The sequence below is a fragment of the Rathayibacter sp. PhB152 genome (genome assembly GCF_003751395.1).
In the GTDB taxonomy this organism is placed as follows: Bacteria; Actinomycetota; Actinomycetes; order Actinomycetales; family Microbacteriaceae; genus Rathayibacter; species Rathayibacter festucae.
Window position 1 is genome coordinate 330,145 of sequence record NZ_RJUT01000001.1, and the last position, 25,229, is coordinate 355,373.

Sequence of the window (25,229 nt, forward strand, 5' to 3'; positions counted from 1 at the left end):
ACGCCTCGAGTCGGTCCTTCCGTTCGCGTCGAGGGTGCCGACGCTCAGCCCGGCTGATGCACGTGGATGTCGCTGCTCGACGTCACGCCGTTGAACTCGAGATACAGCTGCCCCTCGACGACCGACACGGTCAGCGTGTTGCGGCGCTCGAGTACCGCGACCGCGGCATCCAGGAATCCCTGGTCGAAGCTCTGCACGGTGATCTGCTCGAGCTGGTGGACTCGCTTCCCGGACCACGCCGCGATCACCTTCTCCGGGTTGCGATGCGTGTAGACCGTCGTGCGGTCGGCCAGCCTGCTCCCGAAGTGCAGTCGCTCGGCATCCGGCGCGCCCACCTCGATCCACGTGGTCAGCCTGCCGGTGAGATCGCGGACCAGCACCGCCGGCTCGGTGGCCGTCGACGAGATCCCCTCGCTGAAGGTGATCCCCTCCACGTATTCGAGGCAGTACGCGAGCACGCGCGTCATCATGAACGCGTCGGTCTCGGAAGGGTGCCGAGCGGCCCGCAGCGTGATGTCCTCGTAGACGCCGCGGTCCACATCGGCCAGCTGTATCGCGAAGTTGTACATCACTGCGCCGGCTGCCATGTGTGCGAGCTTATGTCTTCTCGCTCATCGAGGAGCGCGAAGCTTCTCCGGCGCCGTCGGGGCATCGTGTTCGCGCGCCTCCTCGCAGGAACGGCCCGGCAGGAGGCGTTCACTCCGTCGAGAGCGTCTCACTCGCTGACTCGCAGCAGGGGAGGTCTTTCGTTGCTCGATGCGCGACGGCTGTACGCACGCTCCCGTTCTCGAGGGACCGCCGAGTCGAGCCGGATACTCATGGGATGACATCACCACTCGTCTCGGCCGTCGCTCACTCCGGCCTCACCGTGACCGATCTCGACGACTCGGTGGAACTGTGGTGCTCGGGTCTCGGCTTCACACTCGACCGCACCTTCACGCTCGATGCCGACACCACGGTCGCGACCACGGGCGTCGACGGAACGACGACCCGGGGAGCGGTGGTGACGCTCGGAGACCACCGGGTCGAGCTGCTGCAGTACGACCCCCCTCGGTCGGCTCGAGCAGCCGGCTCACCCGCGGACATCGGCACGGTGCACATCGCCCTGACGGTCTCGGACCTCGACCGGGTGCTGGGCCTGTGTGCCAAGCACGGTTGGCGGCCGGTCGGTCCGCCCCACCGGATGACCAGCGGCGCCCGAGCGGGTACGCGCATCGTCTATCTCGAGGGTGCGCTCGGCGGCTTCGTCGAACTGATCGCGCCACCGCGACTTCCCTAGCGCGGGCCGGGCAGTCAGGCGATGGCGGCGATCCGGAGATCGCGGCGCGCAGCGCGGCAGCCGCCGCACCCACGTCGGGCGCGCCGTAGATCGCGCCGCCCGCGACGGCGACCACGGCGCCGGCGCGCTGCACGGACTCGATGGTGGCGGTGCTCACGCCGCCCGCGACCGAGAACGGGACGCCCGAGGCCTCGCCGTCGCGCAGGAGCGTCTCGAAGGTGAAGCCCTCCTCGGCCTGCTCGTCGAGGCCGGCGTGCATCTCGACGAACTCGGCGCCGAGGGCGACGACCTCGCGGGCGCGGGCGGCCTTGTCGGGGACGCCGATCAGGTCGACGACGACGTCCTTGCCGTGCTTCTTACCAGCGGCGATCGCGCCGGCATCGAGCTCGCCCACGTCGATCGTCGTGAGGAATGATCAATAGTCCCACAGGCTGTGGGACTATTCGTCGACGACCCCGCTGGCGTCGAGGGCGGCGATGATGCGCTGCTCGTCGGGAAGAGCGAGGCGCTCGGCGTCGGGTAGCGCGTCGTAGGTGTAGGTCGCGACGGCGATGGGCGATGCTGCCTGGCTGAGGGCGTACCTGACGATGTGCTCGTCCTTGTCGCCGCAGATCAGGATGCCGATGGTCGGAGCGTGGCTCGGGCGTCGGAGTCGTTCGTCGACGAGGGCGATGTAGAACCCGAGCTGACCGGTGAACGCCGGCTCGAAGTCGCCCTTCTTCAGCTCGACGACGACGTACCGGAGCTGCTCGGTGTGGAAGAAGAGCAGGTCGAGGAAGAAGTCTCGGCCGTTGACGCCGAAGTGGACCTGGCGGCCTGCGAAGGTGAATCCGGTGCCGAGCTCCTGGAGGGTCTCGGCGATGCGGTCGAGGAGGGCGTTCTCCATGTCCCGTTCGGCGGCATCCTCGGTGAGGTTGAGGAAGTCGAAGACGTAGGGGTCCTTGGCGATCTCCCGCGCGAGGGCCGAGTCGGCGGGCGCGAGCCTGTCGACGTAGTTCGACGGTGCCCGACCGGCCCGCTCCAGGGTCTGGTTCTTCACATGGGTGAGCAGCATCGACCGTGTCCACGAGTTCTCGGCCGCCGCGGCGGCGTACGCCGCGCGCACCTCGGGGATGGAGAGCTTGTCGAGCAGCAGGCGGACGTGGCCCCAGGGCAGATGTCCCACAGCCTGTGGGACTTTCTCCCGATCGGGCCAGGCGGCGGCGAGGGCGCGCATGTAGAAGAGGTTGCTGCGAGACAGACCCGTCATCGCCGGGAACTCCCGGCGCAGGTCTTCCGCGAGCCGGTCGAGGACCCGGGTGCCCCACGGCTCCTTGGCCTGCTGATCGAGGATCGCGCGGCCGAGCTCCCAGTACAGACTGATGAGCTGCGCGTTCACGGTGCGCTGAGCGCGCAGCTGCGCATCCTGAACGCGCGACGTCAGCGAACGCAGGAACGGCTCGTAGCCGGTCGGCAGCTCGATGTCGCGTTCAGTCATCCCGTCATTGTCCCGGATCGGCGACTCGACGCCGGCCGCCTGAAGGGTGGCGGGCTGGAATCGGAGGGTGGCAGGAGGAAGGGCGGCGCTGCGCAGATGCGCGGCGCCGCCCCGGGGGATCAGGCGATGGCGGCGATCAGGCGATCGCGGCGCGCAGCGCGGCAGCCGCCGCACCCACGTCGGGCGCGCCGTAGATCGCGCCGCCCGCGACGGCGACCACGGCGCCGGCGCGCTGCACGGACTCGATGGTGGCGGTGCTCACGCCGCCCGCGACCGAGAACGGGACGCCCGAGGCCTCGCCGTCGCGCAGGAGCGTCTCGAAGGTGAAGCCCTCCTCGGCCTGCTCGTCGAGGCCGGCGTGCATCTCCACGAACTCGGCGCCGAGGGCGACGACCTCGCGGGCGCGGGCGGCCTTGTCCGGGACGCCGATCAGGTCGACGACCACGCCCTTGCCGTGCTTCTTCCCGGCGGCGATCGCGCCGGCGATGGTGCTGTCGCCGGCGACGCCGAGGACGGTGACGAGGTCGGCGCCGGCCTTGAAGGCCATGTCGGCTTCGAGCTCGCCGGCGTCCATGGTCTTCAGGTCGGCGAAGACCGTCTTGTCGGGGTGGGCCTCCTTGACGGCGGTGATGGCCGAGAGGCCGGCGCTCTTGATCAGCGGGGTGCCGAGCTCGAGGATGTCGACGTGCGGGGCGGCCGCGGCGGCGAGCTCGAGGGCGGCGTCGGTGCTGAGGGTGTCCATGGCGAACTGGAGCTTCACGGGGTGCTTCTTCCTGTCGGGGTGGGGGTGGTGAGGAGGGTGGGGCCGGTCGTCACTCGAGGTTCGCGTGGCGCGGCCAGAGCTCGTCGGCGCTCGCGCCGCCGCGCTTCCAGAGGGCGTGGAACAGGGCGTCGCCGGTGAGCACGACGACCTGCTCGAAGAGGCCGCCGGAGTACTGCGCCGAGGCGGCGCCCGAGCGGTCGAGCTTGTCGGCGGCCGGCACGATCACGACGGCGGAGGCCAGCTCGGCCAGCGGGGATCCGGCGGCGGTGGTGATCGCCGCGACCCGCGCGCCGGCGTCGACGGCGGACTGCGCGGCGCGTACGATGCCGCCGGTGGTGCCGGAGCCGCTCGCGGTGAGCAGCACGTCGCCCTCGCGGATCGCGGGGGTGGTGACGTCGCCGACCACGTGCACGACGAGACCGAGGTGCATCAGGCGCATGGCGGTCATCCGCAGCGCGAGGCCGGATCGACCGGCGCCGTGCACGAAGACGCGCTCGGCGTCCGCGAGCAGCTCGGCGACGGGCTCGAGGCGGTCGGTCGTGAGCGCGGCGGTCGCCGTCGAGACCTCGGAAACGATCGCGGCGAGGGCCTGGGCGGGGTCGGTGGTGACGTCGGTGGATGCGGGCATGCAGCAAGCCTGCGCGCGGGGGACGCCGGCTCCCACCACCCGTTGGAACGGTTCCGCCTACCCGATCGGGTGGGTGGCGCCGTGCGCGGGTAGGCCGGGTAGGTTCGAGGGATGGAGCCCGCCGAGACCGCCGCCGAGACACCCGCCTCCCGCGCCCTGCTGCAGCAGCACGCGCGCACCGTCGCCGAGCAGGCCGACCGGCACGCGGTGGCGCTGGAGTCGGTTCTCGCCGCCCTGCGCGCCGAGCGCCTGGACGATCGGGCGGCCCGCACCGTCGCGATCGACATCGCCGCGAACGCGCTGGTCGAGCTGCGCACCGCCTCCGACGAGCAGCGCAGTGCGATGCTCGAGCCCGTCGTCGGCGCCTTCGCCCGGCTGCGGCGCGATCTGCGCCCGCTCGTGCGGTTCGGCGATCTCGACGTGCAGTTCGTCGAGCCGCCGGCGACCGGACGCGCGCTGCCCGGCGAAGTCGCGCACGCGGCGCGTGCGATCGTGCGGAGCGCCGTGCTGGCGTTCGTGGAGTCGGAGCAGACGCGGCGGGTGCGGATCCAGTGGGACTGCGACGGGCTGAACCTGCTGGTCGAGATCCGCGACGACGGCCGCGGCGAGCTGACCACCCGCGACGAGGCGCTGCGGCCGATCGCGGAGCGCGTGCGCGGCCTCGACGGCGAGCTCTCGATCGCGTCGACCGCGGGCTGGGGCTCGACCCTGTCGATCCGCCTGCCGCTCGATCCGCCGGCTCAGCCCGACGGGCTGGACCTCGCCGAGCTCAGTGCCCGCGAGCGCGAGGTGCTGAACCTGATCACGCTCGGCGCCTCAAATCAGCGGATCGCGGACGACCTCGGCATCAGCGGCAACACGGCGAAGTTCCACGTGTCGAACCTGCTGCGCAAGGCCGGCGCCCGCAACCGGGCCGAGCTGGCAGCCCTGGCCCGGTGACGCGCGCCGGCCGCGCAGGATCGTCGGCGGGTCAGCCGATCAGCTCGGCGACGGTGTAGCCGAAGACCGCGCCGTCGGCGTCCTCCGCCTCGACGCCCGCGTAGACGAAGCCGAACGGGTTGTCGCCGCCGACGATCGCGTTGTAGACGCCGTGGACCTCGAAGCGGCCGGTCGCCGGGTCGACCGCGACGTAGCGGCCGGCGTCGCGGCGCAGGTCGACGCGTCCCTCGCTCACCTCGGAGAAGTTGAGGAAGACCTTGGCCGGCAGCGGGCCGCGGGAGATGGTGACGACACCGGTCAGCACCGGGAACTCGACCCGGTCGCCGGCGCGGGTGCCGCGGTACTGGACCGGGGTGAACGCGATGGTGCCGGTGATCGGGCCCTTGTCGGCCTCGGGGGCGGTCGAGGCGGCGGCGGCCGGGGTGGCGATCGCGACGGCGATCACGGGGACGGACCAGGCGGCGCCGGAGAGGACGCTGCGGCGGGGCAGGGCGGGCGAGGTGGGCGGAGTGGGCAGGGTGGAGCGCAGGCGGGTGTCGTTCATCAGGGTGTCCTTGGGGGTGAGGAGCGCGGGCCCGGGCGCTCCGGAAGGAGGCGGGCCGGCGGCGGGCGTGAGAGCGACGGGACAGCGCCGCACGCGAGGTGCGCCGCTCGGGATGCCCGTGCCGCTCGGTTCTTCGTCACGATGGCAGTTTCGGGTTGCCTGTCGCGACAACCGACTGTCTCACACCCTCAATGCGTATGCATAGACCCTCTCCGGCAATCGTCGGGTTTCGACGGGCGCTGCTGGCGCCGGTCCGCGCCGAGGCGTCCCGGAGTGGTCGAGGCGTCCCGGTGCTGCTGGACGCCTCGACCGCAACGGGACGCCTCAGCGGATCCGCGGAGGTCTCGATCCGGGGGTCAGCGCGGCGCCGGTGCTTCCCTCCGCCCGCACGCGGCTGCTACGGTGCCTGAACCGGTTAAGTAAACCGGTTCAGATCCGGACTCGACGACGAGCAGGAGGCGCGGCCATGGCGGCACGACCGACGATCCTCGACGTCGCCCGCGCGGCCGGCGTCAGCAAGGCGCTCGTCTCGTTCGCGCTGAACGACCGGCCGGGCGTCTCGCCGGAGTCGCGCGAGCGGATCCTGCGCGTCGCCGGCGAGCTCGGCTACCGCCCCAGCCTCACCGCCCGCTCGCTGTCCACGAGCGTCTCCTTCGCGGTCGGGCTGGTGGTCGCCCGCGACCCCGAGGTCATCGCGGCCGACCCGTTCTTCCCCGCCTTCATCTCCGGGGTCGAGCGGGTGCTCGCCGAGCACGGCCGGGTACTGGTGCTCAGCGTCGTCGACCCGGGCGCCTCGGAGGAGGCGGTCTACCGCACCCTCGCCGCCGACCGCCGCGTCGACGGCGTCTTCCTCAGCGACCTGCGCGAGGCCGACGCCCGCCCGGCGCTGCTCGCCGAGCTCGGCCTGCCCGCGGTCACGCTCGGCCGCCTCGACGGCTCCACCTCGCCCGCGGTGGTGATGGACGACACCGCCGGCATCACCGGCGCCGTGCAGCACCTCGCCGCTCTCGGCCACCGCCGCATCGCGCACGTCGCCGGCTCCGGTCACCTGCTGCACTCCCTCCGCCGCCGCGAGGCGTTCGAGCGCGCCTGCGCCGACGCCGGCCTCGAGCCGGGCCCCGTCGTCGTCACCGACTTCAGCGCCGGCCAGGGTGCGAGCGCCACCGAGACCCTGCTCGACTCCGCCGTCCCGCCCACCGCGATCGTCTTCGCCAACGACCCGATGGCCATCGCCGGCCTCGGCGTCGCGCACACCCGCGGGCTGCGCCTGCCGGACGACCTCTCGATCACCGGCTTCGACGACTCCGAGATCGCCGCGCACGTCTACCCCTCGCTCACCTCGGCCCGCACGCGCCCCGCGCGCTGGGGCGAGGCGGCCGCGCGGGCCCTCCTCGACCTGATCGAGAACGGCACCGCCCCCGACGTCGACCTCGAGCCCGCAGGACTCGTGGTCCGCCACTCGACCGCCGCACCGCGGTCCCGAATTCTGAACCCGACCCCCTGAACCCGATCCACTGACGCGCCTGCGCACCGCCGCGCACGCGCAGAACAAGGAGAACACCATGGCCTCGATGAAGAGACGCTGGCTGACCGGAGTGGGCATCGCCTCGCTCGCGACCCTCGGACTGACCGCCTGCAGCGGCGGCGGGGGAGGCGCCTCCACCGACCTGACCGCGACCGGCCCGATCACCATCTGGTACTCGAACAACGAGCAGGAGGTGCAGTGGGGCAAGTCGATGGTCGACGCCTGGAACGCCGACCACCCCGACGAGCAGATCACGGGCCAGGAGATCCCGGCCGGCAAGAGCAGCGAGGAGGTCATCGGCGCCGCGATCACCGCCGGCAACGCGCCCTGCCTCGTCTTCAACACGGCGCCCAGCGCGGTCGGCCAGTTCGAGCGCCAGGGCGGACTCGTGAACCTGTCCGAGTTCGAGGACGGCGTCGACTACATCGAGACCCGCAGCGGCGACCTCGCCGAGCAGTACCAGAACGCCGACGGCGAGTACTTCCAGATGCCGTGGAAGAGCAACCCGGTCGTCATCTTCTACAACAAGGACGTCTTCACCGCGGCGGGCCTCGACCCGGAGAACCCCTCGCTCGCCACCTACGACGAGTTCACCGCCACCGCGAAGACCCTCGTCGAGTCCGGAGCCGCGCCCGCCGCGATCCAGCCCGCGCCGACCAGCGAGTTCTTCCAGACCCAGTTCGACTTCATGCCGCTCTACGCCGCGGCGACCGGAGGCACGGGGCTGGTCGAGGACGGCAAGGCCACCTTCGCCGACGACGCCGGCTACCAGGTCGCCGACTTCTGGAAGAGCCTCTACGACCAGGGCCTCGCCGGCCGCGAGCAGTACCAGGGCGACGCGTTCGCCGACGGCCAGGCCGCGATGTCGATCGTCGGCCCGTGGGCGGTCTCGGTCTACAAGGACCTCAACTGGGGCTCCGTCTCCGTGCCCACCCCCGACGGCACGCCCGCCGAGGACACCTGGACCTTCAGCGACGCGAAGAACGTCGGCCTCTACTCCGCCTGCGAGAACAAGGGCACCGCCTGGGACGTGCTGAAGTTCGCCACCAGCGAGGAGCAGGACCGCTCGCTGCTGGAGACCACCGGCCAGATGCCGCTGCGCACCGACCTGCAGACCACCTACGCCGACTACTTCGAGGCCAACCCCGCCTACCAGCGCTTCGGCGACCAGGCGAGCCGCACCATCGAGGTGCCCTCGGGCCCGAACACCGTGCAGATGCTGCAGGCGATCCGCGACGCCTGGGGCAAGACCGTGATCTTCGGCGACGGCGACGTGCAGTCGGCGCTCGACGGGGCGGCGGAGACCGTCACCGGGCTCGCCGGCCAGCAGTGAGACGCCGGACGGCAGTGAGATGACGACTCTCGCCCCGAAGGCTCCGGCGTCGCAGGGCGCCGGAGCCCCGCGGCCCCAGGACAAGCGGAGCCTGCTCCGCCGCGTCCTCGGTCCGCAGCCGTTCGGGCTGCTGCTCGGCAGCCCGTACCTGCTGTTCGTGCTCGCGGTCTTCGCGTTCCCGGTCGGCTACTCCGTCTACATCGCCTTCCACGACTTCTTCTTCGCGGCTCCCGGCGTGCAGGTCGAGCGCCCGTTCGTCGGCTTCGACAACTTCGTCACCGCGTTCTCGAGCCCGCAGGTCATCCGCTCCTTCGGCAACATCGGGATCTTCCTGGTGATCAACGTGCCGCTGACGGTGGTGCTCTCGCTGCTGCTCGCCTCGGCGCTGGACAAGGTCGTGCACCTGCGCACGTTCCTCCGGGTCAGCTTCTACGTGCCCTACGTCACCGCGAGCGTCGCGGTCGTCGGCGTCTGGCTGTTCCTCTTCAACGGGAACGGACTCGTGAACAGCCTGCTCGGGCCGCTCGCGCCGGACCCGTCCTGGCTGATCAACGACAAGCTGGCGATGCCGATCATCGCGCTCTACGTCACCTGGAAGCAGCTCGGCTTCTACATCCTGCTGTACCTCGCGGCGCTGCAGAACGTGCCGAAGGAGCTCTACGAGTCCGCGTCGACCGACGGTGCGGGCCGGATCCGGCAGTTCTGGTCGGTGACCGTGCCGAGCGTGCGGCCGGCGACGCTGCTGGTGCTGCTCGTCTCCACCGTGACCGGCGCGAACCTCTTCACCGAGCCCTACCTGCTCACCGGCGGCGGCGGGCCCAACGGCGCCTCCGCCTCGCCCGTGCTGCTGATGTACCAGCTCGGCATCCAGCAGGGGCAGCCCGACGTGGCCTCGGCCATCGGCGTCGTGCTGGTGCTGCTCGTGCTCGTCATCGCCTACCTGCAGAACCGCTTCGCCGGGGAGAGGAACTCATGAGCACGCTCGCCAGTGCCGGAGGCGCGACCTCCGCGGTCCCCGCCGCCGCCGCCCCGCCGACCCGGCGGAAGCGCCCGGCCTCGAGCCGATCGGCCGTGATCCTCCGCGGCGTGGTGCTCGCGCTCGGCGCGATCGTCTTCCTGTTCCCCTTCTACTACATGGTGATCGGCTCGCTGCAGACCGACCCCGACCCCACCCTGGCCGGGGCGATCCCGGAGGCGGGCAACCTCACCCTCGACAACTACGTGAACGTGAACGAGCGGATCAACCTGCTCACCGGCCTGATCAACTCGGGGATCTTCACCGGCGGCGTGCTGCTCTGCACGATCGTCTTCGGGGTGCTGGCGGGCTACGCGCTCGCGATGCTCGAGTGGCGCGGCCGGAAGGCCGTGTTCGCGCTCGCGCTGCTGGTGCAGGTCATCCCGTTCCAGCTGCTGCAGATCCCGCTCTACGTGCTGATCGCCCGCGACTACGGCCTCGCGGACAGCCACCTGGGCATGATCCTGCCGTTCGCCATCAACTCGACGGCGGTGATCATCTTCCGGCAGTACTTCCTGCAGCTGCCCAAGGAGCTGTTCGAGGCCGCGCGGATCGACGGGGCGGGCGAGATCAAGCTGCTCTGGAACATCGCGCTGCCGCTCGTGCGCCCCGCGCTCGTCACGGCCGTGCTGCTCACCTTCATCGGCCCGTGGAACGAGTTCCTCTGGCCGTTCCTGATCACGAAGGACGCGTCGCTGCAGCCGCTCGCCGTGTCCCTCGCCAACTACATCTCCAACGTCGCGTCGTCGACCGACAACCCGTTCGGCGCGATCCTCGCGGGCGCCGTCGTGCTGGCGGCCCCCGTCGTCGTGCTCTTCATCGTGTTCCAGCGCTACTTCGTCTCGACGGATCTCGGATCCGGAGTGAAAGGATGACCATGACTCCCACCCCCGGCACCACCGCCAGCACCCGCACCGCCGTGCCCTACCGCCTCGAGCGCGTCGGCGTCGTGATGGAGCCGCTCGCCGGCGATCCGCTCGAGGCCGAGGGGGTGCTCAACCCCGGCAGCGGACGCGGACCCGACGGCGAGCTCTACCTCCTGCCCCGGATGGTCGCCGCCGGCAACGTCTCGCGGATCGGCCTGGCCCGCGTGCTCGTCGAGGGCGGCGTGCCCGTCGGCGTCGAGCGCCAGGGCGTCGTGCTGGCGCCCGACCGCGGCTTCGAACGCGGGGCGACGCACTCCGGCGTCGAGGATCCGCGGGTCACCTTCATCGAGGCGCTCGGCCTGCACGTGATGACCTACGTCGCCTACGGGCCGCTCGGGCCGCGGACGGCGCTCGCCGTCTCGGAGGACCTGCGCGAGTGGCGGCGCCTGGGCCCGGTGACCTTCGCCTACGACGACGACCTCGACATCGACCTCGGGCTCTTCCACAACAAGGACACGGTGTTCTTCCCGGAGATCGTGGCGGCGCCGGACGGCACGCGCTCGTTCGCGGTGCTGCACCGGCCGATGTGGGACCTCGGCGAGACCCGCCCGGGGGAGGGCGTGCGGCTGCCCGCCGGCGTCGACGACCCGCGGCAGAGCATCTGGATCAGCTACGTGCCGGTCGCCGAGGTGGACCGCGACCTGGCGAACCTGACCCGCTGGACCCGGCACCGCTTCGTCGCGGGCCCCGAGTTCGCCTACGAGGAGCTGAAGATCGGCGGCGGCCCCGTGCCGCTGCGGGTGCCCGAGGGCTGGCTCCTGCTGCACCACGGCGTCACCGGCACCATCGACAGCGCCTTCTCGCAGCAGCAGCACGTCAACTACGCGGCCGGCGCGATCCTCCTCGACGCCGACGACCCCTCGAAGGTGATCGCCCGCACCTCCGAGCCGCTGCTCGAGGCCGAGACCGAGGAGGAGCGCAGCGGCATCGTCCCCAACGTCGTCTTCCCCACCGCCATCGAGGAGATCGACGGCCGCCACTTCGTCTTCTACGGCATGGCCGACTCCAAGATCGGCGCGGCCCGCCTGCTCCGCACGGACGCGTAGGCGCGGCGGAGCCCGCGCGGCGGGCGCCCCTCCGAGGCCGCGGAGCGGGCGCCGTCCGAGCCCGCAGAGCGGGCGCCCTCCTGCCGAGCGCGCGACGCGGGCGCCGTTTCATGCTGATCGAGTAGCCCGCTCCGCGGGCGTATCGAGATCCGCCGTTCTGCAGGCGCCGGGTCTCGATACACCCCTCCGAGGCTACTCGACCAGCATGGGTCGCCCCTCCGATTCCCGCGGGCGATGCCCCTCCGAGCCCGCGCCACGCGCGCCCTCCGTTTCATGCTGATCGAGTAGCCCGCGCAGCGGGCGTATCGAGATCCCCCACCCCCAGCCACCCCCCCACAAGGAGAGAGTTCAATGACGAACTTCAGACCCCGCGCCGCCGCCGTCCTGGCCGCGACCGCCCTCGCCGCCGGAGGCCTCGCCGTCGGCGCGGCCCCCGCCCAGGCCGCCGAGACGCTGACCAACACCGCGCACCTCGACTTCCTGCTCGACACCGCCACTCCGCAGCCCCAGGCCGGCCACAGCACCTACCGCCTCGCCGAGGAGCCCGACCTCGTGCTCCCGTGGACCTACGCCGACGCCCGCGACGGCGGCACCTTCGAGCGCGTCGGCGGCGGCCCCCTCGACCCGGCGACCGGCGACTGGGCGCAGGGCGCCTACAACACCGACGACGTCTCCCGCGCCGCCGTCGTCTACCTCCGGCACTGGCAGCAGACCGGCTCGACGGCGAGCCGCGACAAGGCCTACGAGACCCTCCGCTCGCTCGCCTACTTCCAGACCACCGACGGCGACGACGCCGGCAACGTCGTGCTCTGGATGCAGCCCGACGGCGACCTGAACCCCAGCGCCGAGCCCGTGGAGCTGCCCGACCCGAGCGACTCCGAGGACAGCTACTGGCTCGCCCGCACCCTCTGGGCGCTCGGCGAGGGCTACGCCGCGTTCCAGGACGAGGACCCCGACTTCGCCGCCTTCCTGCAGGAGCGCCTGCGCCTCGGCGTCTCCGCCGTCGACCGCGAGGTGCTCACCCGGTACGGCGAGTACGCAGTCGCCGACGGCGTCGACGTGCCCGCCTGGCTGATCGTCGACGGCGCCGACGCCACCGCGGAGGCCCTGCTCGGCCTCTCCGCCTACGTCGAGGCCGCGCCGGAGGACGCCGCCGTGCGCGCCAGCACCGCGAAGCTCGCCGAGGGCGTCGCCACCTACGCCCGCACCACGACTCAAGGCGACACCACCGCCTGGCCGTACGGCGCGATCCTGCCCTGGACGAAGTCGCGCTCGCTCTGGCACTCCTGGTCGTCGCAGATGGCGGGCGGCCTGGCCGCCTCGTCCGTCGCGCTCGGCGACGCGTCGCTCCTCGAGCCGGCCGTCGTCGACGCCGCGCGCTTCGCCCCCGAGCTGCTGACCGCCGGCGGCCCGGACAACGGCTGGAACCCGACGCCGACCGACCGCGTGCAGATCGCCTACGGCGCGGACTCCCGGCTGCAGAACTCGCTCGCCCTCGCCGACGCGACCGGTTCGAGCGCCTACCTCGACCTCGCCGGGGTGCAGGGCGCCTGGTTCTTCGGCCTCAACCTCAGCGGCGCCCCCGTCTACGACCCGGCGACCGGAGTCACCTACGACGGCGTCCAGGCCGACGGCAGCGTCAACCGCAACAGCGGCGCCGAGAGCACCATCCACGGCCTGCTGTCGATGCTCGCGCTCGACGCGCACCCGTCGGTCGCCGCCCGCGCGACGGCGGTCACCACCCAGGCGAGCCGCGACGGCCTCCGCCTCGTCGAGGCCGAGTCGGCCCGCGGCGGCACGGTCGTCACCCCGGAGTCGGCCTGGACCGGCGAGTCCGGCTGGACCGGCTCGTACCTGTCGCTCACGAACTGGCGCCGCGCGGCGACGATCCCCGTCGGCTCCGCGACCCAGGACCGTCTCGTCGAGGCCGTGATCTTCGCCGCCGAGCGCGGCACCGAGAAGACCCCGATCAGCCTCTGGAACTCGGGCCGCCGCCCGCTCGACGTGCTCACCAGCACCGTCGGCGCGCAGGGCATCACCGAGGCGTCCGGCATCCTGCTGCCGCAGAAGCTCCGCCGCACGCTCCCCGCGAGCGCGACCACCGTCGAGGTCCGCGCCCTCTCCGGCGAGACGAAGCTCGACGCCCTGCTGGTCCGCCCCGTCGTCTCGCGCCTCGTCCTCGTCGGCGACACCGGCCGCACCGAGCTGGTCCGCAACTCGACCGCGTCGCCCCAGCCGACCACGGTCGACGGCACCGGCACCCTCCGCGTCTACGCGCAGGACGGCACCCTCGTGAGCGAGTCGCCCGCCACGGGTACGACCCCGGTCACCCTCCCCGCCCAGGGCTTCGCGATGCTCCTCGGCTGACGCGCCCGCCGCAGCATGCTGATCGAGTAGCCCGCTTGCGGGCGTATCGAGATCCCCCGTCCTGAGCGCGTGTGGTCTCGATACGCCCCTCCGGGGCTACTCGACCAGCAAAGGTGTCGCGACCGCTCCCACCGCATGCTGATCGAGCAGCCCGCTTGCGGGCGTATCGAGATCCCGCGCGATCGGTGCGACACACCATCAGCTGAGAGGCGCGCTCATCGCCCATCGCGGTCGAGCGGCCCCCTCGGCTGATGTTCTGCACGGCCGGAGCGCTCCAGCCCGGGGCCCGCCTCCGTCCTGCTGCTCGCCCCGCCCACCGGGCGGCCCCCCATTCCTCAGAAGTTGCGGTAGTCGCGCTCGACTACCGCAACTTCTGCGTCGTCGATGTGGCGACCGGCCGGGCGGCGCGCGTCAGCGGGTGCGGTGCAGCGTCTTCGAGGCCAGGCCGGCGATCGCGGCCCCGAGCACCGGCGCCAGCAGGAACACCCAGACCTGGCCGAGCGCGTCGGGCCCGGCGAAGACGGCGGCCGCGATCGAGCGGGCCGGGTTCACGGACGTGTTGCTGATCGGGATGCTGATCAGGTGGACGAGGGTCAGCGTGAGGCCGATCGCGATCGGGGCGACCGACTTGTACTCGCTCTTCGCGGTGACGGAGAGGATCACGCCGACGAAGACGGCCGTCAGCACGACCTCGGCGAGGATCACCGCGCCGAGGCCGAAGCCGCCGGGGGAGTGCGCGCCGAAGCCGTTCGAGGCGAAGCCCGCGTCGCGGGCGGCGTCGAAGTAGCCGGCGGGTCCGTCGGCCGCGATCAGCGCGACGACTCCGGCGCCCGCGATGCCGCCGATCAGCTGGGCGACGATGTAGCCGGGGATGTGCCGCCACTCCGTCCGCCCCGCGAGGGCGAAGCCGATCGAGACGGCCGGGTTGAAGTGGCCGCCCGAGATGTGGCCGACGGCGTAGATCCCGGCGACCAGCGTGAGCCCGAAGGCGAGCGCGACGCCGAGGAAGCCGACGCCGAGCGCATTGCCGCTGTCCGGGAAGGCGGAGGCGAAGATCGCGGTGCCGACGCCGCCCGCGACGAGCAGGAAGGTGCCGAACGCCTCGGAGGCGTAGCGCGCCGCGGCGGAGTACTGCTCGGCGTGCTCCTTCCGCTGCTCACTCGTGGTGCGGCTGGCGGGCTTCGATGACGGCATGGGGGTTCCTCCGCGGGTCGTGGACGGCCCCGCGGCGCGCGAGGGCAACGGCCACTCCAGCACCCGCAGACGCCGGGCGAGCCGCGCGCCCAGTCGGCTCCCGGCCGTGCGGCCCCGGAGGCGCCGTGCGCGGCCACCCGCCCCTCGCTCAGCGGCCAGCCCTTCCGCCCGCATGCTGGCCGAGCAGCCCCCGACATGCTGGTCGAGCAGCTCCCGGAGCGCCTCTGCATGCTGGTCGAGTAGCCTCGGAGGGGCGTATCGAGACCCACCCTCCGAGCGGCGGTGGATCTCGATACGTCCGCTGCGCGGACTACTCGATCAGCATGCGTGGGGTCCGCTGCACGGGGTCCGCTGCGCGGACTGCTCGATCAGCATGCAGGGGTCCGCTGCGCGGACTGCTCGATCCGCAAGGCGCTGTCACGCCGCGAGGTGGAACGTGCTCGCGAAGCGCCCGAGCAGCGCGTCCCGCCCGCGGAGCACCGTGACCGCGCCGGTCGCGATGGCCCGCTCCGGCGCGAGCTCGCCCGACAGCAGCAGCCGGATGTCCGCGCCGGTCGAGAACGCCAGGTCCACCGGGGCCTCACCGCCCGGCACCTCGCCGCGCGACACGTCCAGCACCGCCCCGTCGACGCGGATCAGCAGCCCGGCCGGTCCGACCTGCGCCGCGTACACCGTCGCCGGCAGCTCGGCCGCGACCTGCGGGCGGAACGCGGTGCGCAGATCCACCGTCATCGAGTCCGGGGTGATCACCTGCTCCTCGCGCGGATCGCCCAGCGCCTTGAACCCCCAGGCGCCGAGCGCGAGCACGATCGGCTCGAGCTCGCGGCCGTAGGGCGTCAGCTCGTAGACGATGATGCGCGAGCGCGGCGCCCGCCGGATGATCCCGGCCGCCTGCAGCTCCTTGAGCCGGCCGGCCAGCACGTTGCTCGGGATGCGAGCGAGCCCCTGCGCGAGCTCGCTGTACCGGCGCGGCCCGACCAGGAGATCCCGGACGATCAGCAGCGCCCAGCGCTCGCCGACCAGCTCGACCGCGCGGGTGAGTGCCGAGTACTGCCCGTAGTCGCGTGCGGCCATCGCCCTCAGGCCTGCTCGCCGGTGAACGCCTCCGGCCCCTGCGCCGCGGCGACGGGGTCCATCCAGCCGAACTCGAGCAGGTTGCCGTCGGGGTCGGCGACCTGGCGCTGGTACATGAAGCCGTAGTCGGAGGCGGGCCGTGACTCGGATCCGCCCGCGGCGAGCCCCGCGGTCACGGTGGCGTCGACGGCCTCGCGGGTGTCGAGGAAGATCGCGGTCGAGACGGAGGGGTTCACGGCCGGGTCGCCGATCGGCAGATCGCTGAAGGTCTGGAAGTACTCGCGCACCAGGATCATGAAGTAGTTGTGGTCCTCCTCCACCACGACGCAGGCCGCGTTGTGGTCGGAGAACGCCGGATTGATCGAGAAGCCGAGCGCGACGTAGAACGCCTTCGCGCGCTCGAGGTCGGTGACGGGCAGGTTGACGAACATCGAGGTCATGGCGGTCTCTCCTTCTCGGCGGAGCCGCGGACTGCGGCGTCTGCGCTCATGCTTGTGAAAAACAAGTGCCACGTCAAGAGGCGGACCCGAGACGCCGCGATCGACGCGGCCGCCTCCGGCTCGTGAGGCGACCTCCGGCGCGCTGTCTCGTCCGGTCTCGTGCCGAAGGTGATGAGGCGAGCCGGAGTCGCCGCGGGCCACCGCCGGCTCGCGCGATCGTCACCGACTCGTCATTTCATCCGGTCTCCGCGTGCCGAAGGGCGTTCCACGAGCCCGAGGTGCTGCGGAGTCGCCTTCGGCCCGCGCGATAAGCTCCGGCTCGTCGTTTCGGCAGGTTTCCACGAGCCGAGGGTGATTCCGCGTGCCCGAGTTGCGGCGGAGTCACCGCCGGCTCGCGCGACAGTCTCCGGCTCGTCGTTTCCGCGGGTTTCCGCGTGCCGAGGGTGATTCCGCGTGCCCGAGTTGCGGCGGAGTCACCGCCGGCTCGCGCGACAGTCTCCGGCTCGTCGTTTCCGCGGGTTTCCGCGTGCCGAGGGTGATTCCGCGTGCCCGAGTTGCGGCGGAGTCACCGCCGGCTCGCGCGACAGTCTCCGGCTCGTCGTTTCCGCGGGTTTCCGCGTGCCGAGGGTGGTTCCGCGTGCCCGAGTTGCGGCGGAGTCGCCTTCGGCTCGCGCGATCGTCTCCGGCTCGTCGTTTTGGCAGGTTTCCACGTGCCGAGGGTGGTTCCGCGTGCCCGAGTTGCGGCGGAGTCACCGCCGGCTCGCGCGATCGTCTCCGGCTCGTCGTTTCGGCAGGTTTCCACGAGCCGAGGGTGGTTCCGCGTGCCCGAGTTGCGGCGGAGTCACCGCCGGCTCGCGCGACAGTCTCCGGCTCGTCGTTTCCGCGGGTTTCCGCGTGCCGAGGGTGATTCCGCGTGCCCGAGTAGTCCGGGGCTACCTCCGGCTCGCGAGATCACGTCCGGCTCGCGGTTCTGCCGGATCTCCGCGTGCCGAGGGTCGTTCCGCGTGCCGGATCCGTGCGGAGTCGCCCGAGGTCCCGGCGGATCTCGAGCTCGCACGTCTCCGGCTCGCGGAATCCGCTCCGGCACGTCGTTTCGTCCGGTTTCCGCGTGCCCGAGGCCGTTCCGCGTGCCGGGCGTCTCCAGGCGTCATGTCCGGCTCGCGGGAGCAGCTCCGGCTCGCGATTCCGCCTCGTTTCCACGAGCCGAGGGTGGTTCCGCGTGCCGGAGTTCGCCTGGTGCGGCCTCCGGCTCGCGGAAGCACCTCCGGCTCGCGAGCCCGGCCCGACTCTGCGTGCCGAGGCCGATTCCGCGAGCCGAACCTCCTCCAGGACACGCCGCGACCGCAAAAGAGAGCGCTCTCACAAAAGTCTTGACCTCCCCGCGACCCGCTCCGTATGCTCGCCTCACACCTCGTGAGAGCGCTCTCACGCACGGCAGCACAGCACCGTGGGAGCGCCCCCAGGGGTGCCCTGACACCCATCACGAAGGAGTGACCGTGCTCGAATCACGACGCGCCAGGATCGCCACGGCGATTGCCGGCGCCGCCACCCTGGCCCTGCTCGTCTCCGGCTGCTCGTCCGGATCCGGCGCGGCCGAGGACGGCGACATCGAACTGACCGTGACCACGTTCGGCGCCATGGGGTTCGACGACCTCTACGCCGAGTACGAGGCCGCCCACCCGGGCGTCACGATCGTCCCGAACAACATCGACACCGGCGGCAACGCCCGGACCGACGCGTTCACCAAGCTCGCCGCGGGCTCCGGCCTCGCCGACGTCGTCGCCATCGAGGAGGGCTGGCTCGGCTCGATCATGGAGGTCTCCGACCAGTTCGTCGACCTGCGCGACCACGGCATCGAGGACCGCAAGGCCGACTGGGTCGACTGGAAGTACGAGCAGGCCGTCGACCCCGACGGCCGCGTCATCGGCTACGGCACCGACATCGGCCCCGAGGGCCTCTGCTACAGCACCGCCGCCTTCGAGGCCGCGGGCCTGCCCACCGATCGCGCCGCCGTCGCGGAGCTGCTCGGCGGCGCGGACGCGACCTGGGAGGACTACTTCGCGGCCGGGAAGCAGTACCACGACGCGACCGGCAAGGCCTGGTACGACCAGTCCGGCTTCGTCTGGAACGCGATGGTCAACCAGCTCCCCGAGGGCTACTACACCGCCGACGGCGAGCTGAACATCGACGACAACGCCGAGCTGCAGGAGCGCTGGGGCTGGATCACCGACGGCGCCGCCTCCGGACTCTCGGCCGCGCAGAAGGCCTGGGACTGGAACAAGGGCAAGTCGTTCAACGACGGCACCTTCGCGACGTTCGTCTGCCCGGGCTGGATGCTCGGCCAGGTGAAGGCGCAGGTCGAGGCCGGCGGCGGCGATCCCGAGGCCACCGGCTGGGACTTCGCGGACGTCTTCCCCGGCGGCGCGGCCAACTGGGGCGGCTCGTTCCTCTCCGTCCCGACGCAGTCGAAGCACCCCGCCGAGGCCGCGGAGCTCGCCTCGTGGCTGAGCGAGCCGGAGCAGCAGATCGCCGCGTTCGACGCGACCGGTCCGTTCCCGAGCACCGTCTCCGCCCAGGAGCAGCTCGCCTCCGCCGCCGCGCCCGACCCGGCGCTGAACGGCTCGCCGACCGGCGCGATCCTCGCCGAGCGCGCCCAGGGCGTCGTCGCCCAGTACAAGGGTCCGGACGACTCGCTGATCCAGGAGAACGTCTTCGGCCCGGTGCTGCAGAAGGTCGACCGCGGCGAGCTCGACGGCGACAAGGGCTGGGACGAGGCGCTCTCGCTCCTCGACGAGCTGGTCGACTGACCCGCTCCCCTCCGACAGGGCCCCCGTCCGGTAGCAGGCCGGGCGGGGGCCCTCCCTCCCCTTCCCATGACGCGTCCGACGACGCGTCCCACGACGCGTCTCACGAACGCGTCCCCCCACGAGAGCGACCGACGAGAGCGACCCATGACGAGCACCCTGACCCCGCCGACCGCATCGGCCGCGCCGCCTCCCGGCCGCCGCCCCGCGCCCCGCCTGCCGCTGACGGCCAAGCAGCGGATGAGCCGCTTCGACGTCAAGGCGTCGCCCTACCTCTACATCTCGCCGTTCTTCCTGCTGTTCGCGATCACGGGAGCCTTCCCGCTCGTCTACACGCTGGTGGTCTCGCTCTACGACTGGCAGCTGCTGCAGGGCCAGGGCGACTTCGTCGGCCTCGGCAACTTCGCCGCGGTGCTCGGCGACCGCTTCTTCTGGAACTCGATCGGCAACACGCTGAGCATCTTCCTGCTCTCCACGATCCCGCAGCTCGCCGTCGCCCTGGTGCTCGCGGCGGTGCTCGACCAGTCGCTGCGCGCCCGCACCTTCTGGCGGATGAGCGTGCTGCTGCCCTACGTCGTCTCGCCCGTCGCCGTGGCGCTGATCTTCTCGAGCATCTTCGGCGACCAGGAGGGCCTGGCGAACAACCTGCTCGGCCTGGTCGGCATCGCCCCGATCGACTGGACCAACGACCGCCTCGCCAGCCACATCGCGATCGCCTCGATGGTCAACTGGCGCTGGACCGGCTACAACGCGCTCATCCTCCTCGCCGCGATGCAGGCCGTGCCGCGCGACCTGCACGAGTCGGCCGCGCTCGACGGAGCGGGCTCGTTCCGCCGCTTCACCTCGATCACCATCCCGAGCATCCGGCCGACCCTGATCTTCGTGATCATCACGGCCACCATCGGCGGGCTGCAGATCTTCGCCGAGCCGCGCCTGTTCGACGTCTCGAACGCCGGCGGCATCGGCGGCTCGGACCGCCAGTTCCAGACGACCGTCCTCTACCTCTGGGAGATGGCGTTCTTCCGCCAGAACTTCGGCGAGGCGGCGGCGGTCGCCTGGCTGCTCTTCCTGCTGATCGTGCTGATCGGACTGGTGAACTTCGCGATCTCGCGACGGATCGCGTCCGTCGAGAACCGCGTGAGAACGCGCACGCGCCGACCGGCGCAGAAGGTGAGCGACCGATGACCGCCACGATCCCCACCGTTCCCGCCGCCGTGCCCGCCGTGGCCGAGCGTCGTGCCCGGCGCCCGCGCTCCTCCGGCGCCGGTCGCGTCGACCGCCCCGGCTTCCTCACCTACGGACTGCTCAGCGCCTTCATCCTCGGCTCGACCTACCCGCTCTGGTGGTCCTTCGTGGTGGCCAGCGGGAGCAACGCGACCCGCGGCGAGACGCTGCCGCTGATCCCGGGCGGCAACTTCCTCGCGAATGCGGCGCAGGTGTTCACGGCGATCCCGTTCTGGACGGCGCTGCTGAACAGCGTGGTCGTCTCGGGGATCATCACGCTGTCGGTCGTCTCGTTCTCGACCCTGGCCGGCTACGCCTTCGCGAAGCTGCGCTTCCGCGGGCGGGACGGCCTGATGATCACCGTGATCGCGACGATGGCGATCCCGACCCAGCTGGGCATCATCCCGCTGTTCATCCTGATGCGTCAGCTCGGCTGGACCGGCACCCTCGGCGCCGTCATCGTCCCGACGCTGGTCACCGCGTTCGGCGTGTTCTTCATGCGGCAGTACCTGGTGGACGTGATCCCGGACGAGCTGATCGAGGCGGCGCGGGTCGACGGAGCGAACCAGTTCCGGACCTTCCTGACCGTCGCGGTGCCGGCCGCGCGGCCCGCGATGGCGATCCTCGCGCTGTTCACGTTCATGATGGCGTGGACCGACTTCCTCTGGCCGCTGATCGTGCTGAGCCCGACCAACCCGACGCTGCAGACCGCCCTGTCGCAGCTGCAGTCCGGCTACTACGTCGACTACTCGATCGTGCTGGCCGGCGCCGTGCTCTCGATCATCCCGCTGCTCGTGCTGTTCGTGCTGGCCGGCAAGCAGCTGATCGCCGGCATCATGGGCGGCGCGGTCAAGGGCTGACCCAGGGGGCAGCCGAAGCCCGGCTGGACCTCCGGCTCGCGAGAACGGGTCCGGCACGCGGAACCAGCCGGTTCCCGCGTGCCGAACCTGTTTCTGCGTGCCGGAGGTGGCTGGGACGGAGGTTCGGCTCGCGGTTCCATTTCTGGCTCGTCGATTCGGCCGGTTCCCGCGTGCCGGAGCTGTTTCCGCGTGCCGGAGGTGGCGGGCACAGCCTTCCATGCTGGTCGAGTAGCCCCGGAGGGGCGTATCGAGACCCACCGTCCTCAGCAGGGCGGACCTGCAGACTCGTCTCCTGACGCCGCCCGGCCGGCATGGCCGGTGAGCGAGCGCCCCCGCAGGGGCGTCTCGAACGCCACCCGCCCGCTCGGTTACTCTCGGGCCCGGGGGTCCACCGCTCGAGAGGCACGCATGAGTCACGACACCGCACCGGCCGCACCGACGCTCGAGGCCGTCGCCGCGCTCGCCGGAGTGTCCCGGGCGACGGTCAGCCGGGTCGTCAACGACTCGCCGAAGGTGAAGGCCGAGGCGCAGGCCGCCGTCCGCCTCGCGATCGAGAAGCTCGGCTACGTGCCCAACCGCGCGGCCCGCTCGCTCGCCAGCCGGCGGACCCAGGTCCTCGCCCTGCTCGTGCCCGAGTCGATAGGCAAGGTGTTCGGCGATCCGTTCCTCGCCGCCGTCGTCCAGGGCGCGGCCACCCGCCTCGCCGCGACCGACTACATGCTCAACATCGTGATCGCCTCCGAGGCGACGCCCGACAAGACCCGCCGCTACCTGCTCGGCGGCAACGTCGACGGCGCGCTCGTCGTGTCGCACCACAGCGGCGACCACTCCTACGCCCGGATCGGCGCGAGCGTGCCCCTCGTCTTCGGCGGCCGACCGCTCAGCCTCGACGACCACGACAGCCACTTCGTCGACGTCGACAACGTCGGAGCGGCGCGGCAGGTCACCGAGCACCTGCTGGGCCTCGGGCGGCGCGCCCCGGCGATGATCGCGAGCCGCCAGGACATGCCCGGTGCGATCGACCGCCTGGCGGGCTGGCGGGCGACCGTCGAGGCGGCGGGCCTGGACGCCTCGCTCGTCGAGATCGGCGACTACTCGCCGCGGGACGGCGCCGAGGCGATGCGGCGGCTGCTCGACTCCGGCCGCCCGATCGACGCGGTCTTCGCCTCCAACGACCAGATGGCCTCCGGTGCCCTGGCGGTCCTGCGCGAGCGCGGCCTGAGCGTGCCGGGCGACGTGGCGCTCGCCGGGTTCGACGGCGACTACTCCTCGGAGGCGGCCGAGCCGCCGATCACGACCGTGCGCCAGCCGGCCGCCGGCCTCGGCGACGCGATGGCCGAGGTCCTGGTGCGGCTGCTGGCCGGCGACGACGTCCCGCGGGCGACGCTGCTGCCGACGGAGCTGCTGATCCGCGCCTCGACGGTGCCGCGGAGCTGACTCCGCCGCACAACATCAGCTGAGAGCCGTGTTCATCGCCGATGGGCGATGACGGCGACTCCTGGCTGACGTTGTGCGCGGGCCGACGCGCCTCAGCCCGTGAACACCGTCGAGGAGCGGCGCTCGTACCAGTGCGCGAGGTGCTCGCCCGCGCGGAGGACGTGCTCGCGCATGATCGCGGCGGCGCGCTCGCGGTCGCCGGCGACGAAGGCCTCGACGATCTGCTCGTGCTCGCGGAAGTTCTCCTCGCGGTGGCGCGAGTTCTCGCGGAGGACCAGGCCCGAGACGTTCCGGGGGAAGGCGTCGTTGATCTCGATCAGCATCCGGCTGAGGCGGGTGTTGCCCGAGGCCTGGTAGATCAGCCCGTGGAACTGGTCGTTGGCGCTGCCGTCGCGCTCGGCCGCGGTGCCGGCGGCGACGGCGAGCGAGCGCTCGTACATGGCCGTGTTCACCTCGCGGAGCTCGGCGATCGTCGCATCGTCCAGGCGGTCGACCGCACGGCGGGCGGCGAGCGACTCGAGCTCGGCGCGCACCTCGTAGGCCTCGCGCACCTCCCACGGCACCGGCACGCGGACGACGGCGCCGCGGTTGGGGACGACCTCGATCAGCCCGCCGGTCTGCAGCTGGCGCAGCGCCTCGCGGACCGGGGTGCGGCTGATGCCGAACTGCGTCGCGAGCTCGGCCTGGCGCAGCGGGGCGCCGATCGGGATTTCGCCGGACATGATCTTCGCCCGGATCCGGGCGGCCAGATCGTCCACGAGTGCATTGTCGCCCTGGGTCGTCACGCGATGATCCCCTCCGATCAGCGGCCAGGTCGGCCGGGATCCAATCATGACAGGCATTGGATCCCACGCGAGGGTCGATGTCGTCGAACTGCGAGCCCGCTCCTGCGTCTGGCTTGACCCGTGGATCCGCGCAGCCCTAGATTGGATCCAATGTTGCCCGCCGTGGCGACCGATCGAGGTCAGGAGGCCGGCGTGGATGTGCTGCTGGTCGTGATGCTCGCGGGCGCCGCCGCCTCCCTCGCGCTCGGCCTGGCCGGCTGGCGTGGCGTCGGCCGCGGCTGGCTCGTCGCCGAGGCGGCCATGCTCGCCGCGATGCTCGACGGGCACCTGCCCGCCCTGCACCTCCTGCCCGCGCCGCTCTGGTCCGCGCTGCTCGCGGGCTGCGCGCTCGTCGCCGCCCTCGTCGACCGGGTGCGCCGCGGCCGCGGAGTCCGGCGGCACGGTGCCGACGCGCTGCACGCCGTCGGGATGCTGCTCGCCGCCGTCCTCGTGCTCCTCGCCGACGCCGCGCCGACCGCGGGTGCTCTCGCGGGCGCCGGGCACGCGCACGGCGGCGGACTCGCCCTGCCGCTCGGCGCCGCCGTCGCCGTCTACGCGGCGTGCACGCTCCGCGTGGCCCTCGCCGGCCGCCCCGGTCGCCTCGACACCACCCGCAGGCTCGCCTCCCTTGCCGCGCTCGTCGCCATGGGCGCGATGGCCGCGGTCGGCTGAGCATTCCGCCCCGCCCCCGCACCCCGCACCCCGCACCGCACCGGAAGAAGGAGACGCCGCATGATCATCGACGCGTACAACACCACGCAGGACCGCCGAGGCCGCAGCGACTATCTCAGCGGGGTCCGCCCCGGCGAGCAGCCCCCGGCCTACACCCCGTTCGACCCGAAGCGCATCCTCGACCGGATGGACGCCGCCGGCGTCGACCGCGCGATGGTCTGCTCCCTCGCGCAGGGCATCGAGAACGACTTCCTGATCGACCTCGTGAAGGCGCACCCCGACCGGCTGTTCGGCTTCGGCCAGGTCATGCCGCAGTGGGAGAACGCGACCGACGAGATCCGCCGCTTCGCCGACGCCGGCCTGGTCGGACTCAAGCTGCACCCCAGCCTGCACGGCTACCACGTCGCCGACCACGGGCTGCTCGACCCGCTGTTCGCGGTCTGCGACGAGCTCGGCCTGCCCGTGCTGATCAACGCCCTCGACGACGCGTTCTGCGCGCCGTTCGCCATCGAGGAGATCGCCAAGGGCTTCCCCGGGGTGCCGACGATCATCGCCCACATGGGCGCGGTCTGGAACGTGCCCGAGGCGATCATCGTCGCCGAGCGCAACCCGCACATCTACCTCGAGACCTCGGCGACGCTGATGTCCGACGTCAAGCGCGCCTACGCCCGGCTCGGCGCCGAGAAGATCCTGCTCGGCTCGGAGTGGCCGGGCAGCGACTTCGACCTCGAGCGGATGAAGATCGCCAAGGCCATCCCGGACGAGGCCGACCGCGCGCTGGTCGAGGGCGGCAACATGGCGCGGATCCTGGGCTGGTCGTGACCGAGGGGGCGGAGTCGGGGCCTTCCGCGCCGGAGA

General features: G+C 72.0%; 23 protein-coding genes and 1 pseudogene. 14 read left to right on the forward strand and 10 right to left on the reverse strand.

Features of this window, described 5'->3' with window-relative positions; all coding sequences use genetic code 11:
* Positions 1–44 precede the first annotated feature (44 nt).
* Positions 45–587 (reverse strand): YaeQ family protein, encoded by a 543-nt coding sequence (locus tag EDF36_RS01420; RefSeq protein ID WP_123731603.1) that lies wholly within the window; start codon positions 585–587, stop codon positions 45–47.
* 236 nt (positions 588–823) lie between these two features.
* On the opposite strand from EDF36_RS01420, the gene EDF36_RS01425 reads away from it, so the two are divergent.
* Positions 824–1,279 (forward strand): VOC family protein, encoded by a 456-nt coding sequence (locus EDF36_RS01425; RefSeq protein WP_123731604.1) that lies wholly within the window; start codon positions 824–826, stop codon positions 1,277–1,279.
* 37 nt (positions 1,280–1,316) lie between these two features.
* Here EDF36_RS01425 and EDF36_RS21695 read toward each other — a convergent pair.
* The 4 genes and pseudogenes from EDF36_RS21695 to hxlB form a co-directional block, all read right to left on the reverse strand.
* A pseudogene (locus EDF36_RS21695) lies at positions 1,317–1,658 on the reverse strand (orotidine 5'-phosphate decarboxylase / HUMPS family protein); the annotation flags it as partial.
* Positions 1,659–1,718: 60 nt separating this feature from the next.
* On the reverse strand, positions 1,719–2,756 hold the full coding sequence (locus EDF36_RS01435; protein ID WP_123731605.1) for a YhcG family protein: 1,038 nt from the start codon (positions 2,754–2,756) through the stop codon (positions 1,719–1,721).
* Positions 2,757–2,892: 136 nt separating this feature from the next.
* Complete coding sequence (gene hxlA / locus EDF36_RS01440; protein WP_123705899.1) at positions 2,893–3,516, reverse strand: 3-hexulose-6-phosphate synthase; 624 nt, start codon at positions 3,514–3,516, stop codon at positions 2,893–2,895.
* Positions 3,517–3,568: 52 nt separating this feature from the next.
* Positions 3,569–4,147, reverse strand: a complete 579-nt coding sequence (gene hxlB, locus EDF36_RS01445; RefSeq protein WP_123731606.1) for a 6-phospho-3-hexuloisomerase — start codon at positions 4,145–4,147, stop codon at positions 3,569–3,571.
* Positions 4,148–4,258: 111 nt separating this feature from the next.
* Here hxlB and EDF36_RS01450 point away from each other — a divergent pair, with 111 nt between their 5' ends.
* The gene (locus EDF36_RS01450) at positions 4,259–5,086 is read left to right on the forward strand and encodes a LuxR C-terminal-related transcriptional regulator (RefSeq protein WP_123731607.1); all 828 of its coding nucleotides are present in this window, start codon (positions 4,259–4,261) and stop codon (positions 5,084–5,086) included.
* Between the two features lie 31 nt (positions 5,087–5,117).
* On the opposite strand, the gene EDF36_RS01455 is transcribed toward EDF36_RS01450, so the two are convergent.
* A complete protein-coding gene (locus EDF36_RS01455; RefSeq protein ID WP_123731608.1) occupies positions 5,118–5,630 on the reverse strand; it encodes a hypothetical protein in 513 nt (170 codons plus the stop codon).
* A gap of 466 nt (positions 5,631–6,096) precedes the next feature.
* Here EDF36_RS01455 and EDF36_RS01460 point away from each other — a divergent pair, with 466 nt between their 5' ends.
* The 6 genes from EDF36_RS01460 (at position 6,097) to EDF36_RS01485 (ending at position 13,842) form a co-directional block, all read left to right on the forward strand.
* On the forward strand, positions 6,097–7,134 hold the full coding sequence (locus EDF36_RS01460; protein WP_123731609.1) for a LacI family DNA-binding transcriptional regulator: 1,038 nt from the start codon (positions 6,097–6,099) through the stop codon (positions 7,132–7,134).
* A 58-nt stretch (positions 7,135–7,192) separates the two neighbouring features.
* Complete coding sequence (locus tag EDF36_RS01465; RefSeq protein ID WP_260300477.1) at positions 7,193–8,488, forward strand: extracellular solute-binding protein; 1,296 nt, start codon at positions 7,193–7,195, stop codon at positions 8,486–8,488.
* 19 nt (positions 8,489–8,507) lie between these two features.
* The gene (locus EDF36_RS01470; protein ID WP_123447429.1) at positions 8,508–9,464 is read left to right on the forward strand and encodes a carbohydrate ABC transporter permease; all 957 of its coding nucleotides are present in this window, start codon (positions 8,508–8,510) and stop codon (positions 9,462–9,464) included.
* A complete protein-coding gene (locus EDF36_RS01475) occupies positions 9,461–10,378 on the forward strand; it encodes a carbohydrate ABC transporter permease (RefSeq protein WP_123731610.1) in 918 nt (305 codons plus the stop codon). Before EDF36_RS01470 ends, EDF36_RS01475 begins: the two co-directional genes overlap by 4 nt.
* Positions 10,379–10,380: 2 nt before the next feature.
* Positions 10,381–11,475 carry a glycosidase gene (locus tag EDF36_RS01480; RefSeq protein ID WP_123731611.1) on the forward strand — a complete coding sequence of 365 codons (1,095 nt, stop codon included), beginning with the start codon at positions 10,381–10,383 and terminating at the stop codon, positions 11,473–11,475.
* A gap of 351 nt (positions 11,476–11,826) precedes the next feature.
* Positions 11,827–13,842: a hypothetical protein gene (locus EDF36_RS01485; protein ID WP_123731612.1), complete on the forward strand. Its 2,016-nt coding sequence runs from the start codon at positions 11,827–11,829 to the stop codon at positions 13,840–13,842.
* 411 nt (positions 13,843–14,253) lie between these two features.
* Here EDF36_RS01485 and aqpZ read toward each other — a convergent pair whose 3' ends face one another.
* The 3 genes from aqpZ to EDF36_RS01500 all read right to left on the reverse strand — a co-directional run bounded on the left by aqpZ (position 14,254) and on the right by EDF36_RS01500 (position 16,550).
* Positions 14,254–15,036 (reverse strand): aquaporin Z, encoded by a 783-nt coding sequence (aqpZ, locus tag EDF36_RS01490; protein WP_123731613.1) that lies wholly within the window; start codon positions 15,034–15,036, stop codon positions 14,254–14,256.
* A 417-nt stretch (positions 15,037–15,453) separates the two neighbouring features.
* A complete protein-coding gene (locus EDF36_RS01495; RefSeq protein WP_123731614.1) occupies positions 15,454–16,110 on the reverse strand; it encodes a helix-turn-helix domain-containing protein in 657 nt (218 codons plus the stop codon).
* Positions 16,111–16,115: 5 nt separating this feature from the next.
* Entirely contained in the window at positions 16,116–16,550 is a 435-nt protein-coding gene (locus EDF36_RS01500) for a VOC family protein (protein WP_123731615.1), read from the reverse strand.
* A 1,496-nt stretch (positions 16,551–18,046) separates the two neighbouring features.
* Here EDF36_RS01500 and EDF36_RS01505 point away from each other — a divergent pair.
* The 4 genes from EDF36_RS01505 (at position 18,047) to EDF36_RS01520 (ending at position 22,875) form a co-directional block, all read left to right on the forward strand.
* Positions 18,047–19,357, forward strand: a complete 1,311-nt coding sequence (locus tag EDF36_RS01505) for an ABC transporter substrate-binding protein (protein ID WP_123731917.1) — start codon at positions 18,047–18,049, stop codon at positions 19,355–19,357.
* Between the two features lie 144 nt (positions 19,358–19,501).
* On the forward strand, positions 19,502–20,539 hold the full coding sequence (locus EDF36_RS01510; protein WP_123731616.1) for a carbohydrate ABC transporter permease: 1,038 nt from the start codon (positions 19,502–19,504) through the stop codon (positions 20,537–20,539).
* Complete coding sequence (locus EDF36_RS01515; protein WP_123731617.1) at positions 20,536–21,438, forward strand: carbohydrate ABC transporter permease; 903 nt, start codon at positions 20,536–20,538, stop codon at positions 21,436–21,438. The genes EDF36_RS01510 and EDF36_RS01515 overlap by 4 nt, the downstream gene beginning before the upstream one ends.
* Positions 21,439–21,846: 408 nt before the next feature.
* Positions 21,847–22,875 (forward strand): LacI family DNA-binding transcriptional regulator, encoded by a 1,029-nt coding sequence (locus EDF36_RS01520; protein WP_123705885.1) that lies wholly within the window; start codon positions 21,847–21,849, stop codon positions 22,873–22,875.
* Between the two features lie 92 nt (positions 22,876–22,967).
* On the opposite strand, the gene EDF36_RS01525 is transcribed toward EDF36_RS01520, so the two are convergent.
* A complete protein-coding gene (locus tag EDF36_RS01525; protein WP_221181584.1) occupies positions 22,968–23,660 on the reverse strand; it encodes a GntR family transcriptional regulator in 693 nt (230 codons plus the stop codon).
* Between the two features lie 162 nt (positions 23,661–23,822).
* On the opposite strand from EDF36_RS01525, the gene EDF36_RS01530 reads away from it, so the two are divergent.
* Entirely contained in the window at positions 23,823–24,371 is a 549-nt protein-coding gene (locus EDF36_RS01530) for a hypothetical protein (protein ID WP_148059942.1), read from the forward strand.
* A 60-nt stretch (positions 24,372–24,431) separates the two neighbouring features.
* Positions 24,432–25,193, forward strand: a complete 762-nt coding sequence (locus tag EDF36_RS01535; RefSeq protein ID WP_123731620.1) for an amidohydrolase family protein — start codon at positions 24,432–24,434, stop codon at positions 25,191–25,193.
* Positions 25,194–25,229 lie beyond the last annotated feature (36 nt).

Excerpts from the sequence above, each read along its gene's own strand:
- EDF36_RS01420 (WP_123731603.1), bottom strand. The coding sequence starts at position 587 with ATGGCAGCCGGCGCAGTGATGTACAACTTCGCGATACAGCTGGCCGAT.
- EDF36_RS01425 (WP_123731604.1), top strand. The coding sequence starts at position 824 with ATGACATCACCACTCGTCTCGGCCGTCGCTCACTCCGGCCTCACCGTG.
- EDF36_RS01435 (WP_123731605.1), bottom strand. The coding sequence starts at position 2,756 with ATGACTGAACGCGACATCGAGCTGCCGACCGGCTACGAGCCGTTCCTG.
- hxlB (WP_123731606.1), bottom strand. The coding sequence starts at position 4,147 with ATGCCCGCATCCACCGACGTCACCACCGACCCCGCCCAGGCCCTCGCC.
- EDF36_RS01450 (WP_123731607.1), top strand. The coding sequence starts at position 4,259 with ATGGAGCCCGCCGAGACCGCCGCCGAGACACCCGCCTCCCGCGCCCTG.
- EDF36_RS01455 (WP_123731608.1), bottom strand. The coding sequence starts at position 5,630 with ATGAACGACACCCGCCTGCGCTCCACCCTGCCCACTCCGCCCACCTCG.
- EDF36_RS01460 (WP_123731609.1), top strand. The coding sequence starts at position 6,097 with ATGGCGGCACGACCGACGATCCTCGACGTCGCCCGCGCGGCCGGCGTC.
- EDF36_RS01465 (WP_260300477.1), top strand. The coding sequence starts at position 7,193 with ATGGCCTCGATGAAGAGACGCTGGCTGACCGGAGTGGGCATCGCCTCG.
- EDF36_RS01470 (WP_123447429.1), top strand. The coding sequence starts at position 8,508 with ATGACGACTCTCGCCCCGAAGGCTCCGGCGTCGCAGGGCGCCGGAGCC.
- EDF36_RS01475 (WP_123731610.1), top strand. The coding sequence starts at position 9,461 with ATGAGCACGCTCGCCAGTGCCGGAGGCGCGACCTCCGCGGTCCCCGCC.
- EDF36_RS01480 (WP_123731611.1), top strand. The coding sequence starts at position 10,381 with ATGACTCCCACCCCCGGCACCACCGCCAGCACCCGCACCGCCGTGCCC.
- EDF36_RS01485 (WP_123731612.1), top strand. The coding sequence starts at position 11,827 with ATGACGAACTTCAGACCCCGCGCCGCCGCCGTCCTGGCCGCGACCGCC.
- aqpZ (WP_123731613.1), bottom strand. The coding sequence starts at position 15,036 with ATGCCGTCATCGAAGCCCGCCAGCCGCACCACGAGTGAGCAGCGGAAG.
- EDF36_RS01495 (WP_123731614.1), bottom strand. The coding sequence starts at position 16,110 with ATGGCCGCACGCGACTACGGGCAGTACTCGGCACTCACCCGCGCGGTC.
- EDF36_RS01500 (WP_123731615.1), bottom strand. The coding sequence starts at position 16,550 with ATGACCTCGATGTTCGTCAACCTGCCCGTCACCGACCTCGAGCGCGCG.
- EDF36_RS01510 (WP_123731616.1), top strand. The coding sequence starts at position 19,502 with ATGACGAGCACCCTGACCCCGCCGACCGCATCGGCCGCGCCGCCTCCC.
- EDF36_RS01515 (WP_123731617.1), top strand. The coding sequence starts at position 20,536 with ATGACCGCCACGATCCCCACCGTTCCCGCCGCCGTGCCCGCCGTGGCC.
- EDF36_RS01520 (WP_123705885.1), top strand. The coding sequence starts at position 21,847 with ATGAGTCACGACACCGCACCGGCCGCACCGACGCTCGAGGCCGTCGCC.
- EDF36_RS01535 (WP_123731620.1), top strand. The coding sequence starts at position 24,432 with ATGATCATCGACGCGTACAACACCACGCAGGACCGCCGAGGCCGCAGC.